The organism is Stenotrophomonas pavanii (assembly GCF_900101175.1).
GTDB classification, from domain to species: domain Bacteria; phylum Pseudomonadota; class Gammaproteobacteria; order Xanthomonadales; family Xanthomonadaceae; genus Stenotrophomonas; species Stenotrophomonas pavanii.
In genome coordinates this window covers 42,746-56,969 of the sequence record NZ_FNFQ01000012.1, presented here as the reverse complement: position 1 = coordinate 56,969, position 14,224 = coordinate 42,746, and the positions used below count along the sequence as shown (strand labels likewise).

16 protein-coding genes are annotated in these 14,224 nt (G+C 66.0%); 5 read left to right on the top strand and 11 right to left on the bottom strand.

What is annotated here, in order from left to right; translation table 11 throughout:
- The first annotated feature begins 4 nt into the window (after nucleotides 1-4).
- Nucleotides 5-1,294: a glutamate-1-semialdehyde 2,1-aminomutase gene (gene hemL / locus BLS66_RS17800; protein WP_074726448.1), complete on the top strand. Its 1,290-nt coding sequence runs from the start codon at nucleotides 5-7 to the stop codon at nucleotides 1,292-1,294.
- Nucleotides 1,295-1,365: 71 nt separating this feature from the next.
- On the opposite strand, the gene azu is transcribed toward hemL, so the two are convergent.
- Nucleotides 1,366-1,815: an azurin gene (gene azu, locus BLS66_RS17795; RefSeq protein ID WP_049466671.1), complete on the bottom strand. Its 450-nt coding sequence runs from the start codon at nucleotides 1,813-1,815 to the stop codon at nucleotides 1,366-1,368.
- Nucleotides 1,816-1,937: 122 nt separating this feature from the next.
- Here azu and BLS66_RS17790 point away from each other — a divergent pair, with 122 nt between their 5' ends.
- Entirely contained in the window at nucleotides 1,938-2,540 is a 603-nt protein-coding gene (locus BLS66_RS17790; RefSeq protein WP_074726447.1) for an HAD-IA family hydrolase, read from the top strand.
- Between the two features lie 53 nt (nucleotides 2,541-2,593).
- On the opposite strand, the gene BLS66_RS17785 is transcribed toward BLS66_RS17790, so the two are convergent.
- Nucleotides 2,594-3,820 carry an acetylornithine transaminase gene (locus tag BLS66_RS17785; protein ID WP_049413720.1) on the bottom strand — a complete coding sequence of 409 codons (1,227 nt, stop codon included), beginning with the start codon at nucleotides 3,818-3,820 and terminating at the stop codon, nucleotides 2,594-2,596.
- 63 nt (nucleotides 3,821-3,883) lie between these two features.
- Here BLS66_RS17785 and BLS66_RS17780 point away from each other — a divergent pair, with 63 nt between their 5' ends.
- A complete protein-coding gene (locus tag BLS66_RS17780) occupies nucleotides 3,884-4,756 on the top strand; it encodes an ion transporter (RefSeq protein WP_049413719.1) in 873 nt (290 codons plus the stop codon).
- Between the two features lie 102 nt (nucleotides 4,757-4,858).
- Here the strand turns inward: BLS66_RS17780 and BLS66_RS17775 are convergent, their stop codons facing one another.
- The 3 genes from BLS66_RS17775 to BLS66_RS17765 all read right to left on the bottom strand — a co-directional run bounded on the left by BLS66_RS17775 (nucleotide 4,859) and on the right by BLS66_RS17765 (nucleotide 7,865).
- A complete protein-coding gene (locus BLS66_RS17775; RefSeq protein WP_074726446.1) occupies nucleotides 4,859-5,800 on the bottom strand; it encodes a YiiG family protein in 942 nt (313 codons plus the stop codon).
- 160 nt (nucleotides 5,801-5,960) lie between these two features.
- The gene (locus BLS66_RS17770; RefSeq protein ID WP_074726445.1) at nucleotides 5,961-6,953 is read right to left on the bottom strand and encodes a YiiG family protein; all 993 of its coding nucleotides are present in this window, start codon (nucleotides 6,951-6,953) and stop codon (nucleotides 5,961-5,963) included.
- Nucleotides 6,954-7,046: 93 nt separating this feature from the next.
- On the bottom strand, nucleotides 7,047-7,865 hold the full coding sequence (locus BLS66_RS17765) for an SDR family oxidoreductase (protein WP_074726444.1): 819 nt from the start codon (nucleotides 7,863-7,865) through the stop codon (nucleotides 7,047-7,049).
- 108 nt (nucleotides 7,866-7,973) lie between these two features.
- Between BLS66_RS17765 and BLS66_RS17760 the strand changes: the two genes are divergently transcribed.
- A complete protein-coding gene (locus tag BLS66_RS17760; RefSeq protein WP_074726443.1) occupies nucleotides 7,974-8,657 on the top strand; it encodes a hypothetical protein in 684 nt (227 codons plus the stop codon).
- 45 nt (nucleotides 8,658-8,702) lie between these two features.
- Here BLS66_RS17760 and BLS66_RS17755 read toward each other — a convergent pair whose 3' ends face one another.
- The 6 genes from BLS66_RS17755 to BLS66_RS17735 all read right to left on the bottom strand — a co-directional run bounded on the left by BLS66_RS17755 (nucleotide 8,703) and on the right by BLS66_RS17735 (nucleotide 12,068).
- Nucleotides 8,703-9,065, bottom strand: coding sequence for a DUF4288 domain-containing protein (locus BLS66_RS17755; protein WP_074726442.1), 363 nt, complete (start codon nucleotides 9,063-9,065; stop codon nucleotides 8,703-8,705).
- A 157-nt stretch (nucleotides 9,066-9,222) separates the two neighbouring features.
- Nucleotides 9,223-9,786, bottom strand: coding sequence for a hypothetical protein (locus tag BLS66_RS17750; RefSeq protein ID WP_074726441.1), 564 nt, complete (start codon nucleotides 9,784-9,786; stop codon nucleotides 9,223-9,225).
- A 1-nt stretch (nucleotide 9,787) separates the two neighbouring features.
- The gene (locus BLS66_RS17745; RefSeq protein WP_074726440.1) at nucleotides 9,788-10,135 is read right to left on the bottom strand and encodes a DUF6984 family protein; all 348 of its coding nucleotides are present in this window, start codon (nucleotides 10,133-10,135) and stop codon (nucleotides 9,788-9,790) included.
- 229 nt (nucleotides 10,136-10,364) lie between these two features.
- Nucleotides 10,365-10,721 carry a hypothetical protein gene (locus BLS66_RS20650; protein WP_143025191.1) on the bottom strand — a complete coding sequence of 119 codons (357 nt, stop codon included), beginning with the start codon at nucleotides 10,719-10,721 and terminating at the stop codon, nucleotides 10,365-10,367.
- A gap of 181 nt (nucleotides 10,722-10,902) precedes the next feature.
- On the bottom strand, nucleotides 10,903-11,409 hold the full coding sequence (locus BLS66_RS17740) for a DUF2867 domain-containing protein (RefSeq protein ID WP_049466658.1): 507 nt from the start codon (nucleotides 11,407-11,409) through the stop codon (nucleotides 10,903-10,905).
- Nucleotides 11,406-12,068: a serine/threonine-protein kinase gene (locus BLS66_RS17735; RefSeq protein WP_057495206.1), complete on the bottom strand. Its 663-nt coding sequence runs from the start codon at nucleotides 12,066-12,068 to the stop codon at nucleotides 11,406-11,408. The genes BLS66_RS17740 and BLS66_RS17735 overlap by 4 nt, the downstream gene beginning before the upstream one ends.
- Nucleotides 12,069-12,153: 85 nt before the next feature.
- On the opposite strand from BLS66_RS17735, the gene BLS66_RS17730 reads away from it, so the two are divergent.
- Nucleotides 12,154-14,151 (top strand): bifunctional DedA family/phosphatase PAP2 family protein, encoded by a 1,998-nt coding sequence (locus BLS66_RS17730; protein WP_053505847.1) that lies wholly within the window; start codon nucleotides 12,154-12,156, stop codon nucleotides 14,149-14,151.
- Nucleotides 14,152-14,224: the final 73 nt, after the last annotated feature.

Below are 14,224 nucleotides of genomic sequence, written 5' to 3'. Positions count from 1 at the left end.
CCCCATGAACCACGACCAGTCCCACGCCCTGTTCTCCCGCGCCCAGCAGCTGTTGCCGGGCGGCGTCAATTCGCCGGTGCGCGCGTTCAAGTCGGTCGGCGGCGAGCCGTTCTTCGTTGAACGCGCCGACGGTGCCTACCTGTACGACGTCGACGGCAACCGCTACATCGACTATGTCGGCTCCTGGGGCCCGATGATCGTCGGCCACAACCACCCGGCCGTGCGCCAGGCGGTGAAGAAGGCGATCGACAATGGCCTGTCCTTCGGTGCGCCGTGCGCGGCCGAAGTCACCATGGCCGAGACCATCACCCGCCTGGTGCCATCGTGCGAGATGGTGCGCATGGTCAACTCCGGCACCGAGGCCACGCTGTCGGCGATCCGCCTGGCGCGTGGCGCCACCGGCCGCAACCGCATCGTCAAGTTCGAAGGCTGCTACCACGGTCACGGCGACTCGTTCCTGGTGAAGGCCGGCAGCGGCATGCTGACCCTGGGCGTGCCAACCTCGCCGGGCGTCCCGGCCGGGCTGAGCGAACTGACGCTGACCCTGCCCTACAACGACTTCGAAGCGGCCACCGCGCTGTTCGCGCAGCAGGGCAATGACATCGCCGGGCTGATCATCGAACCGGTGGTCGGCAATGCCAACTGCATCCCGCCGCGCGAGGGCTACCTGCAGCACCTGCGCGCACTGTGCACGCAGCATGGCGCGCTGCTGATCTTCGACGAAGTGATGACCGGTTTCCGCGTCGCCCTCGGCGGTGCACAGGCGCACTACGGCATCACCCCGGACCTGACCACCTTCGGCAAGATCATCGGCGGCGGCATGCCGGTGGGTGCCTACGGCGGTCGCCGCGAATTGATGCAGCAGATCGCCCCGGCCGGCCCGATCTACCAGGCCGGCACGCTCAGCGGCAATCCGGTGGCGATGGCTGCCGGGCTGGCGATGCTGGAGCTGATCCAGCAGCCGGGCTTCCACGCCGACCTGGCCGAGCGCACCGCACGCCTGTGTGCCGGCCTGGAAGCAGCCGCCGCCGAAGCCGGCTTGGCGGTGACCACCACCCGCGTGGGCGCGATGTTCGGGCTGTTCTTCACCAGCGAGAAGGTCGAGACCTATGCGCAGGCCACCGCCTGTGACATCCCGGCGTTCAACCGCTTCTTCCACGCGATGCTCGACCAGGGCGTGTTCCTGGCACCGTCGGCGTACGAGGCCGGCTTCCTGTCCAGCGCCCACGATGACGCGGTGATCGAGGCCACCCTCGCCGCCGCACGCGTAGCGTTCCGGTCCGCCAAGGGCTGATCGCAAAAAGGGGACGGAGGGGATTAAGTCGTTTGTGCACAAACGACTTAATCCCCTCCGTCCCCTTTCTTCTAGCCGAAGACGAAGGTGCCCTTCATCATCGCGAAGTGGCCGGGGAACGAGCAGAAGAAGGTGTAGTCACCGCCCTTCTGCAGGCCCTGGGTGGAGAAACGCACACGGGTGGTCTCGCCTCCACCGATCACTTTGGTATGCGCCAGCACGCGCTTGTCGGCCTTCGGCAGGTAGCTGTCGGCCAAGGTCATGCGCATGCCCGCCATCGCCACCGGCTGGTAATCGGCCGTGCGGGTCAGCACCCAGTTGTGGCCCATCGCGGTAGCGGCCAGCTTGCCGGTATGGCGCAGGGTCAGGTCCACGGCGGTGCAATCAGCGGCAACCTTGATCTCGCGGCTGCTGAAGCTCATCTGGTCGGTGCTGTCGATGCTCACCGCACACACCCGTGCCATCGCCGACGGCGCCAGCATCACCGCGCCCAGTCCCATTGCCACCAGCCAAGCCTTCATCGTTGCCTCTCCTACGGATTCAAGCGCCATTCTAGGCACCCGCCTGCGCCCCCGGCTGCGACCGTCTGTCGCACGTCCACTCCAGGGTTTCCGCGCATCCACCGCGATGGCATGCTCGGCCGATGCGGATCGACCTGTTGCTGCTGGATGTGGATGGCGTGCTGGTGCAGTACCAGCGCGCACAACGCGTGCTGCAGCTGGCGAACGCACTGCAGGTTCCGACCCAGGCCGTGCAGGCCGCGCTGTATGACAGCGGACTGGAGGCGGCGCATGACGACGGCACGCTGGACGGCCCGGCCTATCTGGCGCGGCTGGGGGAGCGCCTGGGCAGGACCGTCGATGTCGCGACATGGATTGCGGCACGCCAGGCCGCCAGCCATCCGCAGGCGGCCGTGCTGCAGCAGCTGCAGGGCCTGCAGCTGCCGATGGCCGTACTCACCAACAACGGCGCGCTGATGGTACAGGCGCTGCCCACCCTGCTGCCGGAACTGTTCCCTGCGCTGCAGGGCCGCGTGTTCTGCAGCGCGGATTTCGGCCTGCGCAAGCCCGCACCGGCGGTGTTCCTGCGCACGCTGGACGCGCTGGACGTGGCCCCGGCGCACACGCTGTTCGTCGATGACCTGTTCGCCAACGTGCGTGGCGCGCGCGCTGCCGGCCTGCACGCGGAGACCGTGCGCGATGGCCGGGGATTGGGCAAGGTATTGAAGCGCTACGCGGTGAGCTGATCGGGGTCAGAGCCCTCTCCGCAGGAAAGGAATCCGACCCCGGCACGATGGCCTCAGCGCGCGGCGATGAACGCCGCAATCGCTGCGCGCAGGCGCTTCAGGCCTTCGGCCACTTCTTCGTCGGTGATGTTCAGCGACGGCACGAAGCGCAGCACGTCCGGGCCGGCCTGCAGGGTCAGCAGGCCGTGCTCGGCGGCATGGTCGAGGATCGCACCGGCCTGGCCGGCGAAGTCCTTGCCCAGCACCGCGCCCAGCATCAGGCCGCGGCCACGCACGTCGCTGAACACACCGAACTCGTCGTTGATGCGGGCGAAGCCATCGCGCAGCGCCTTGGACTGGCGGCTGACGTTGGCGGCGATCTCCGCCGAGGCCAGCTTGCGCAGTGCCACGCGGGCCACCGCAGCGGCCAGCGGATTGCCGCCGAAGGTGGTGCCGTGCGCGCCGAACTGCATGGTCTCGGCCACCTTCGGGCCGGCCAGCATCGCGCCGATCGGGAAGCCGCCGCCGAGTGCCTTGGCCAGGGTGACCATGTCCGGCACTACATCGTCCTGCCAGTGCGCGAACAGCGTGCCGGTGCGGCCCATGCCGGCCTGGATCTCGTCCAGTACCAGCAGTGCGTTGTGCTGGTCGCACAGTTCGCGCACGCGCTTGAGGAAGCCGGACTTGGCCGGCATCACGCCGCCCTCGCCCTGGATCGGCTCCAGCATCACCGCTGCCACGTCGCCGGCGGCCATCGCGGTTTCCAGCTGCACTTCATCGTTGAAATCGATGTAGCGGAAGCCACCGGGCAGCGGCTCGTAGCCCTCCTGGTACTTCGGCTGGGCCGTGGCGGTCACCGCGCCCAGGGTGCGGCCGTGGAAGCTGCCACGGAAGGTGATGATTACCCGCTTGTCGGCCGGGCGGCCCTGGCTGGAGGCCCACTTGCGGACCATCTTGATCGCCACTTCGTTGGCTTCGGCGCCGGAATTGCACAGGAACACGCGCTCGGCGAAGCGGCTGGCCTTCACCAGCTCCTCGGCCAGGTGCAGCGGCGGCGCACTGTAGAACACGTTGCTGGTGTGCCAGAGCTTGCCGGCCTGCTCGACCAGCGCGGCCACCAGGTCCGGATCGTTGTGGCCCAGGCCGCACACGGCGATGCCGGCGGCCAGGTCGATGAACTCACGCCCCTGGCTGTCCCACACGCGGGCGCCCTGCCCTCGCTCCAGCACCACCTGGCGGGGCTTGTAGACCGGCAGGTAGTAGTGCGAAAGGGAAATCAGCGGATCGGTCGCGGCGGTCATGGCAGTCGGCAGGGTTCAGGAATGCCCATTCTCGCGCCGGAACCCCTGCGGCACAATGCGCCCATGCGACCGTTTTCCGCCCCCCAGCTCAACCCCGCCACCGAGACCGGCTGGCGCCGTCGGTGGTTCGACATCATCTACCGCCATGACTCGCGGCCCTCGCGCAATTTCGACCTGATCCTGGTGGTGGCGATCGTTGCCAGCATCCTGGTGGTGATGATCGACAGCGTGCAGCACCTGCATGCCGAATGGTCCACCGGCCTGTACATCCTGGAATGGGGCTTCACGATCATCTTCACCGCCGAGTACCTGCTGCGCCTGGCGGTGGTCAAGCGCCCGCTGCGTTACGCGGTGAGCATCTGGGGCATCATCGACCTGCTGTCGATCCTGCCCGCCTACCTGTCGATGTTCATCCCCGGCGCGCAGAGCCTGCTGGTGGTGCGTGCGCTGCGCATCCTGCGCGTGTTCCGCATCCTCAAGCTGACCCGCTACATCGAGGAAAGCGGCGTCCTGATGACGTCGCTGTGGCGCAGCCGGCGCAAGGTGCTGGTGTTCCTGTTCACGGTGATCACCATCACCATCATCGCCGGGGCGCTGATGTACGTGATCGAGGGCCCCGAACACGGCTTCACCAACATCCCGGCCAGCATGTACTGGGCAGTGGTGACCATGGCCACGGTCGGCTTCGGCGACATCGTGCCGCAGACCGTGCTTGGCCGCTTCGTCACCTCGGTGCTGATCCTGATCGGCTACAGCATCATCGCCGTGCCGACCGGCATCTACACCGCCGAACTGGCCAGCACCATGCGCGAAGCCGAACTGGCGGCGCGCCGGGATGCGCGCGGCTGCCCGCACTGCGGGCTGGAAGGGCATGAACCGGATGCGCGCCACTGCCGCAAGTGTGGCGGTGAACTGCCGGACGCATTCAGCCATTGAGGCACATGCCGGCCAGCGGCCGGCACTACCAACCCCGCAGGGTGCGCGCCGGGCATGGCCCGGTGCCACCGTGGACAGGGCCACGCCCTGAGTGGATCGCCCTCAGCGCATGCGGTTGCTGGTGGTCACCAGGTCGTTGTAGGCGTCCAGGATCGTCGACTGTGCGCCTTCAGGATCGGTGGTCAGCCAGCTGCCCGACGCCTTGCGCTCGGCGGCCAACGCATCGGCGGTGATCGGCTTGCCCTGCTCCAGACGCTCCACACCGCGCCCGGCGGTACGCACCAGCTTGTCGGCCGAACGCTGCACATGGCCCCACATCGGGTCGTCCTTGCCGACACCACTGTTCTGGATTTCCGTCACCAGCGCCTGATAGTCGGCCAGCTGGCCGCGCAACGCCGCAACATCCGGCGCGTCGCTCTGGAACGCCATCGCCAGCTGCTTGCCATCGCCGACAAGGCGCAGGTGGTAATAGGCCAGCGAGCGGCCTTCGCTCTCCTCGATCTGCTTCAGCTGGGCGGCGCGGCGATCGTTCTCGTTCTTTTCCAGCGCCGCATCCATTGCTTCGCTGGCCTTGAAGAAATCAGCATAGGCCTGCATCAGCGGGGCATGCTGGCTGCGCATCCCTTCGCCACCATCGCGACGATAGTCCTCGCGGGTGAAGTACCCATCGGCACGCTCGATCAGGGTGTTCAGTGCCTGGAATGCCTGCTGGTACTGTCGCGCGGGTGCATCCAGCGGCGTGGCAGGGGTCTTTGCCAGCGCATCGGTCAGCGGCTGGCCGCAGTACTCGACGCGGTGCGACAACAGCTTGCCCGGTGAGCGCGGCTGCGCTTCCTTGCCGGTCGGCCCCGCCTTGGGGTCCTTCATCCAGCCGGTGTAAGCCTGGAAGCCTTCGTGGATGGGCTGTTCGACGCCGTTGTAGCACTCGATGTAGGCGTTCACCTTCTCCAGCCCGGGGTCGGCGACCGCCAGCCCCGCCGGGCTGTTGCAGCCGGCCAGCGCGCCGAGCAGGAGAACGGGAATCAGGCGTGTGGATGCGTTCAAATCAGTTCCTTGCACCAGTGAAAACTGCAGCCATCGTCCTGCATGGCGCGAGCGCGCGCTCCAGCACCTCGGGAAGGTGCTGGCATTCGGGGCTGCGGGGCGTGTCATGTCGCGATCGACCTGCTCGATCGCGACAAAAAAAACGCGTTGAGCTTCCCGCCTACTGGCGGTTGCTCTGGAAAACCAGCGAGTTGTACTCCTGCATCAGCTTGCTGGCAGAGCCGCTCGGCGCCATCGAGGGCGAATCCAGCATGCGCCGTTCGAAATCGGTATAGGGCGTATTCTCGCTGACGCGCTTCAGCCGCTCCTTGCCTTCGCGCCGGAAGTTCTCGGCCTCACGCTCGAAGCTGTTCCAGTCCAGCTTGCCCGGCTCCTGATCAGCCACCTTCGCATGCGCTTCGTCGGAAATGCGGTTGAACGCATCCAGACGCTCGCGCGCCTTGGCCTGGTCGAAATCGTCCTCGCTCATCAGATCCATGATGGCCTTGGCTTCCAGCATCATCGCCAGACGGTAGTACTCGCGCGTGCGCCCCTCGGCCTGTTCCAGCGCCTTGAGCTGCTCGCGCTGGGCGGCGTCGTTCTGGCGCTCCAGCTCGGCGTTGAACGTTGCGCTGGCAGCGACGAACTCCTTGAAGGCGGCCATCAAGGGCGCATGCAGCTGCTTGCCCTTGGCGAACCGGTCATCTTCGTAGTCCTGGCGATCGTAGTAGTCGTGCGCCTCCTTGCTGATCGGCACCAGTGCCTTCAGCGCCTGCTGGTAATGGCCAGCAGCGGCATCGAGCTCGGCCAGCGCCGGCTTGGCAGCCATCGCCTCGGTCACAGGGCCATCGCACTGCTTCATGTCGTAGTCGCTGATCTCGAACGGACCGTACACCTGGGTCTCGCGCCCGGTCGGGCCGGCCTCGACGTCCTTGATCCAGCGCGTATAGGACTCGATGCTGCCGTGGGTCTTCGAATCAAGCGTGTTGAAGCAGCCGATGTAGGCGTTGAGCTTGGCGGTCAACTGCTGCTGTGTGTCCGACGGCGCTGCGCTGGCCTCGGGCGTGCTGGAAGGGCCGGCGTCGCCAGTGGTTGCAGGCGCCTTGCTGCCGCAGGCAGCCAGGACAATCGACAGCGAAGCGGCCAGCGCCGCAACGGAAAGAGTGCGTGACATGGGTTCACGTCCTTGTTGAAAACGATTACAGCCGCGCATTCTAGCGCAGCGGGCCGAAGGTCGCAGCCCTCGGCCTCTGCCGGCGACGCGCGATCAGTCCAGGAACAGATCCGGCAACAACGGACGCGATGGATCCACCGCATAGCTGGACAGATCGGTGATACCCGCCTGCGCCAGCACGTCATCGTCGATCAGGAACTGGCCGTGGAAACCAGCCGCCTCGCGCACCAGCACCGCGTGCGCAGCATCGGCCATGATCTGCGGCGTGCGGCAGCCGGCCGCATCGACGCCCGGAATCATGTTGATCGCATCGGTGGCGATCACCGTGCGCGGCCACAGCGCGTTCACCGCCACACCCTGCGGGCCGAATTCCGCGGCCAGGCCGAGCGTGACGAAGCTCATGCCCATCTTCGCCAGCGTGTAGCCGGTGTGCGCGCCCCACCACTTCGGTTCGAGGCTCGGCGGCGGCGCCAGGGTCAGGATGTGCGGATTCGGCGCCTGCAGCAGGTACGGCAGGCAGGCCTGCGCGCACAGGAAACTGCCGCGCGAATTGACCTGCTGCATCAGGTCGAAGCGTTTCATCGGCGTATCCAGCGTGCCACGCAGCCAGATCGCGCTGGCATTGTTGACCAGGATGTCGATGCCACCGAAGGTGTCGACCGTGGCGGCAACCGCCGCCTGTACCTGCTCTTCCTCGCGGATATCGCACTTCAGCGCCAGCCCCTGGCCGCCGGCCGCCGTAACGGCTTCGGCTGCGGTATGGATGGTGCCTGGCAACTTCGGATTCGGCACCGATGACTTGGCCGCAATGGCCACATTGGCGCCGTCGCGCGCAGCGCGCAGTGCGATGCCCAGGCCGATGCCGCGCGAGGCACCGGTGATGAAAAGCGTTTTGCCCTGCAGACTGCCCACGTTCCACACTCCAGCGTATGCAATGAGCCGCTAGTATGCCGCGCCGACGTGGAGTTCACCCGGCCTTGACGATACTCGGGCCTCCAGTCAACGCACGAGGTCCACGCCATGCGCCGTTCCCGCCTGTTGCTGCCTGCCCTGGGGCTTGCCCTGCTGACTGCCTGCCAGGGCCGTTCGCCGGAACCCGGCAAGGAGCCGCCTGCCGGTGACACCCCCAGCGCAGAGAAGGCCGCCGCCGACGGCAAGCTGCGCTGGAGCGAGGCAGTGGTGTGGGATGGCGACCTCAACGCCTGCCGCCAGGGCGAGAACGCGGCCACGCGTGATTGCCTGCGCGATGCGATGCGCGCCGGCGGCGCCAGCGCCGATGCGATCACCGCCGCCGAACAGCTGTCCACCGGCGGCGAGCTGGCCTACGTGACGGCCTGGCACGAGAACGAAGGCCTGGGCATTGCCACGGTCGAGTATCCGTTCCGCGCCAACACCAACGAGGGCACCCGCCTGGTCGACGCCACCGGCAAGCGCATCGATGTGGATGCCGTGCAGCTGGACGACACCCTGCGTGCCGACCCCAGCGTGCAGGCCCTGCTGAAGGACCACCCGCAGGCCACGCCGTTCGCACCGGCGCAGTCGGCCGGGGCCACGCCGCTGGAGAACGGCGGCATCCGCCTGCTGTACCGCACGCCGCTGCGCGACTGCCACGCCTGCCCGGATGTGGGCCAACTGCAGATCGCCTACGACTTCGACGCCAAGCGCAACTTCATCGGCCAGCAGGTGGTGCCGGCGACGCCGTAAGGTCACCGGCGTCTGTAGAGCCGAGCCATGCTCGGCTCTAGGTTTCTACTCTTGGTATAGCACTTCCACGCCATCACCACGGGCAAGACGTCTCACCTGATCCAACGTATCCACCGCCATGACGGAGTACGTGACCTCCACACCGGAGTGCAGGCGTCCCTCGGCAGTGTCCTCATCAGTCTCTACTGATATCAGCTTGCGGATTCCTGCGAATCGATAGAGGGACGGTCTACCGTCTTCACCCATCAGGCGGCCGCTCAGATCCTCATACTCAGAGGCAAGCGCTTTCGCATTGTCGAGAGCTTGCTCTTCGCCATCCGCACTGAGGAGATAGACGTTCTCATGGACAAGAATCGAGTCCTGCCCTTCGCATTCATAGTAAAAAATGGCATGCGCACAATACCACATACGTCACCTCAATGATGCTCTTGCGGATTGTCCCTGGTCTGGATGTCGCGAGCTTTCTACGAAACGGGGAACACAGCAGGTCGACACCGCCTGCACTATTCAGACCGTTGCACATCGACCACTTTCCCTTGTGATGGGCAGACCCATTTGGCACCCATCAGCCACCGACGGGTTGATGACCATATGACCCTTCAGAGCTGAGCCGACTCTCGATCACCGATCTGACATAAGCAGCCCTCGCTGTGCCAGACCCGGAGTACTCAGCCAGGAGCTCCATCGCCTCAGACCTCATCTCAGCGCCGCCAGTGGCCACGAACACAGAAAATGCTGGCTCCAGGTAGCCAGCTGCCTCACAGATGAACCGCTTGCGTTCATCAAGCGGGAAATCGATGGCGTAGTCCGCCCACTCGATGTAGCGCTTCCAGAACGCTGGCGCCGCGCGCTGCTGATCCTGCTGATCCTGCTGATCCTCCATCCGCATCAGCAGGGATAGCTGATCAGCGCACGCGTCCACAACGTCCCCAGGCAAGTCCAATGCGGCGACGCGCCCGGGATCAACGGCCTGCCAACAGAACACCATGAAGTCGGCGACGAACGTCGCATCGCTTCGTTCAAGCATCAAGCGCTGATACATCGCAAGCGCTTCCGCGACATCCACTGGCTCTTCGAGGCTGGCATTCCGCACATTGCCCTTGTCGTCACCAGAATCCTTCTTCGCCACCTCATGCATAGCAGACCACGCTCTCGATCTGCGGAGATATCAGCTCGGCACCGTCCCAGCGGATGATCTCCAGCTCCAGCAGGCGGCCACTTGCGTCCGCATGAAGAATCGGCGTGAGTTCAGCACCATCTGCGTCCTGCATCTGCAGCTCGACGGGATATGCGTGCTGCCCTTGATACGGCAGACGCTCATATCCAGAAATGACGAATCCCACCCGAGCTCCACCCAGACCGATTTCCACGGCGATTGCGGAAGCCAGGTCGGCCTGAAGCTGCGAAGCAGAGGCCGCATGCAGACGGACTGCCACAGCTTCAATCAGCGCTCTTTCGACGCTGGAAACGGTACGCATTGGGCTGCTCATTTTCGCCCTTTTGCCAGCATTCTAGCTCAGCGACGCCATCTACCCTTCCAGGCATCTACAAAATATGACAACAGTAGAAAGGCTTGAAACACAAGAAATGGGTAAAGAGCAATTCGGGCCGCGTTGCCAATGCCTCTGTAGTCAAGGATGACGTAGATCAGCGCAAAGAACAGCCCCCCTCCTATCTCATAAACCAACAAAGAACGTGTTGATGTCTTCACTTCTTTTTCTCCAGTTCCTTTTGTGCTGCCCCAGTCGCCATCTGAGCTGGTGCCTGGGCGGTCTGTGACATGGTGGCCTGCCCCAAGCTCTGCTTCGGAATAGCTGCTGCAGTTGACGCGGTCGCATGGGCCATATTTGGCACCCCGGGTGCAGAGGAGGCGACCATCCTTTGTAGATTCCCTTTGGCCGCAGCTCCCGCAAAATCACCAGCAGCTACACCAATTCCGCTCGCAACTAGACCGCCACCGACACTACCCGCCGTCGCTGACGCAAGCTCCGCACCGGACGTGGGCTTTCCTTCATAGGCATTCTGAGCAAGAACACTGCCCGCTCCCGTGAAGGCATTGGTCACCGCTTGAATCGCGACAGCTCCTCCCACTGAAACTGTCCCTCGACCAATGGCACCGATCAATGCCCCTCCGACCCCGCCGCTCACAGCTCCGCGTTGTTGCCTGGCAGGCTGACATCGGTGACGGCAAACTCACTTGCACGCGACCATTGAATTGCTTAATGCATCCACGCATGGCGTGGATCTACCGGTACCCCTGCACCTGCTTCCTCAGCAGATGCGGCACGATCAGCCGATGCACGGGTGCAACCGGCAGCATGTACACCCGCCCGAACGCGTTGTGCGTATGCACCACCGTTGCCACTTCCAGCACGTCGCCGTGCCACTGCAGGGCCAGCTGCACACGCAGGTGGCGATCGTCGTCTTCCAGCACGATGGCATCGTCATCCAGCGACTGCAGGGTGAAGATGCCCAGCCGCTGCCCGGGTTGAGGATCCGCAACACCCTGCACCGCACGCAACGAGCCCAGGTCCTTCATGCCGAGCAGGCGCATGCCGTGGTTGCGTAGCGCCATCAATCCGTCGAACCAGCCGGGAATGGTCGCGGCCATATCGCGATAGGCCTGCAAGGCTGAACGTCCATCACGATGGGTCGTTGCCTGGCAGGCATGCACGAAGTCGGCGTTGGCCAGCTGTGGGCGCAGGACATTGCCCGCGCTCGGCGGGCCGGTCATCACCTGCGCAGAGCTCACGGCTTCGGCCCCTGCCCCTCGTTGTCTTCCCAATGCAGGATGCGGCGGGTGACGAAGCGGTAGACCGGCTTGCCGGTGGCGAACCACAGTTCGCGCACCCACGAGGTGCGCTTGAGCACGCGCTTCTCCACCGGGGTGAGCGACTCGCGGCAGTACATGCGCTTGTGCTTGAGCAGGTGGCGCAGGTCCTCGCGGGCCAGCAGGCGCATCCAGCGCGAGCGCGGGTTGCCGATCACCGCCAGCTGGAAGTCGATCAATGCCGGACGGCCGTCCTCGGTCACCAGCCAGTTGGCTTCCTTGGCCAGATCGTTGTGGGCCACGCCATTGCGATGCAGCTGCTGCAGCAGGCGACGCGCGGCGCGGAACCAGGCCAGGTCGCCGCGGGGCGGACGCTGGTACATGGCGTCGCCGGCCATGAAGCTGCGGTCGAGATGACGGCCATCCCACGCCAGCAGCTGCGGCACATCGGCCATGCCGTGGATATGGCGCAGCGCGCGCGCTTCGCGGCGGGCCAGCCACCAGGCCGGCAGCCGCAACCACAGTGGTGTGGCGCCCAGATCACGGCGCACGAAGGGGCCGGCCGGCCCTTCCACAAGGAGGATGCGACCGAAGCTGTCGGCCTTCAAAGCATGCGGTGGAGTGTCTGGCGTATGCGGCATGACCCCATTCTAGGCGATGGCGATGGTTGCAAACGGTCACCAAGCGGCTGGGAACCAGTCACCTTCACGCCCCTATAATCGGGCAATGGACTCTTCATGGATCGACGCCACGCTCGCGTGGATTGCCGCTCACCCCGTGCTGGCGGGTGCCGTTATCTTCCTCATCGCCTTCTGCGACGCGGTGATCATTCTCGGTGCCATCGTGCCGGCCCTGCCGCTGCTGTTCGCGGTGGGCGTGTTCATCGGCCTGGGCCAGATCTCCGGGCCGTACGCGGTGGCCGCCGCCGCACTGGGCGCATTCGCCGGTGATGGCATCAGTTACTGGATCGGGCGCCGCTGGGGTGACCGCCTGCGTGGCGTGTGGCCCTTCAGCCGTTACCCGCAGCTGCTCGACCGCGGCGAAAACCTGTTCCGCCGCAATGCCTTCAAGAGCATCCTGGTGGCACGCTACGTGGGCGCGATCCGGCCGTTCGTACCGGCCATCGCGGGCATGATGAAAATGCCGGCCAGCCGCTACATGCAGGCCAGCGGCATCGCCAGCATTTCGTGGGCGGTGTTGTTCCTGGCGCCGGGCTGGGTGCTCGGCGAGGCCTACGACGCGGTAGCCGCAGTGGCCGGGCGACTGGTGGTGGTGGTCGGCCTGCTGGCGGTGATCCTAGGCCTGGTCTGGGCCATCGTGCTGTACGGCTACCGCTGGTCGGCCGCGCGCATGGACAACTGGCTGGCGCGGCTGCTGGACTGGTCCAACCGGCACCCGACGCTGGGCCGCTACACCGTCGGTGTGCTGGACCCGAAGCGGCGCGAGTCGGTGCCGCTGGCGATGCTGGCACTGATGCTGCTGGTGCTGGGCTGGGGCTGGTTCGCGCTGCTGACCGTGGTGGTCGCGCACGGGGAACCGCTGGCGATCGACCTGCTGGTGCACCAGGCCATGCTGGCCCTGCGCAACCCGCTGGCCGATTACCCGATGGCCGCGCTGGCCTCGCTGGGCGCCTGGCAGGTACTGCTGCCGGCCACTGCGGCGGCGATGGGCTACCTGATCTGGCGCCGGCGCTGGATGGCGGCCGCGCACTGGCTGGCCGCGCTTGCCTTCGGCCTCGCATTGACCATGCTGCTCGGTGCCACCGTCGATGTGGTGCGCCCGGTCGACGCCAGCAGCGGCTTCGGCTTCCCGTCGGTGTCGGTGACGATGGCCACCATCACCTTCGGCTTCTTCGCAGTGCTGATCGCCCGCGAGATGCCCGGCCGCACCCGTGTCTGGCCGTACCTGGTGTCGGGCATCGTGGTCAGCCTGATCGGCTTCTCGCGCCTGTACCTGGGCGCGCATTGGCTGAGCGATGTGATCGGCGGCATGCTGTTCGGCACGTTCTGGCTGCTGGTGCTGGGCATCGCCTACCGCCGCCGCTTCAACCGCTCGTTCTGGGTGAAGCCGGTGGCGTGGCTGTTCTACGGTGTCTTTGCCGTGGCGGCGATGTGGTACGCGCCGCGCAACATCCCGGTGAAGCTGGAACGCTTCGAGCCGACCCTGCCGGCCGCGCAGGCGATGGACATGCAGGCCTGGTGGCAGCACGACTGGGCGACACTGCCGGCGCGCCGCAACGAGTTCGACGACGACCAGCGCTGGCCGCTGGACGTGCAGGTGGCGGGCCCGTTGGCGCCGCTGCAGGCGCAGCTGGAAGCACGCGGCTGGAAGCGGCAGGAACAGGCCGGCTGGCAGGAAGCGCTGCTGATGCTGGACAAGAACACCGGCGCCGATGCGCTGCCGGTACTGCCCGCCACGCTGGACACGCGCGTGGAGGCGCTGTTGATGGTGCGCCCGGGTACACACCGCGATGAGCGCTACGTACTGCGCCTGTGGCCGGCCCCTGCGCAGTTGCAACCGGGCAATACGCCGCTATGGCTGGGCAGTGCGCAGACCCTGCGCTACGAGCGCCACTTCGAATGGATCGGCATGTGGCACCCGCTGCGCGGCGTCGACCCGGCCTTGAATGCGGTGAAGGAGGCCGTGCAGGAGCTGCCGCAGCGCGAGGATGTGCACAGCGAAACCGGGTTGCCGGTGCTGCGGTTGAAGACCCCCACGCCCTGACGGGGCCGGTGCGCGATCACCCACTGCAGCGCCGGGCCCATGCCCGGCTGCGCTTCGCACGATCCAACACGCC

Coding starts and splice junctions, on each gene's coding strand:
- BLS66_RS17745 (WP_074726440.1), bottom strand. CDS start 10,135: ATGCGTACCGTTTCCAGCGTCGAAAGAGCGCTGATTGAAGCTGTGGCA.
- azu (WP_049466671.1), bottom strand. CDS start 1,815: ATGAAGGCTTGGCTGGTGGCAATGGGACTGGGCGCGGTGATGCTGGCG.
- BLS66_RS17730 (WP_053505847.1), top strand. CDS start 12,154: ATGGACTCTTCATGGATCGACGCCACGCTCGCGTGGATTGCCGCTCAC.
- BLS66_RS17790 (WP_074726447.1), top strand. CDS start 1,938: ATGCGGATCGACCTGTTGCTGCTGGATGTGGATGGCGTGCTGGTGCAG.
- BLS66_RS17760 (WP_074726443.1), top strand. CDS start 7,974: ATGCGCCGTTCCCGCCTGTTGCTGCCTGCCCTGGGGCTTGCCCTGCTG.
- BLS66_RS17755 (WP_074726442.1), bottom strand. CDS start 9,065: ATGTGGTATTGTGCGCATGCCATTTTTTACTATGAATGCGAAGGGCAG.
- BLS66_RS17735 (WP_057495206.1), bottom strand. CDS start 12,068: ATGCCGCATACGCCAGACACTCCACCGCATGCTTTGAAGGCCGACAGC.
- BLS66_RS17785 (WP_049413720.1), bottom strand. CDS start 3,820: ATGACCGCCGCGACCGATCCGCTGATTTCCCTTTCGCACTACTACCTG.
- hemL (WP_074726448.1), top strand. CDS start 5: ATGAACCACGACCAGTCCCACGCCCTGTTCTCCCGCGCCCAGCAGCTG.
- BLS66_RS17770 (WP_074726445.1), bottom strand. CDS start 6,953: ATGTCACGCACTCTTTCCGTTGCGGCGCTGGCCGCTTCGCTGTCGATT.
- BLS66_RS17780 (WP_049413719.1), top strand. CDS start 3,884: ATGCGACCGTTTTCCGCCCCCCAGCTCAACCCCGCCACCGAGACCGGC.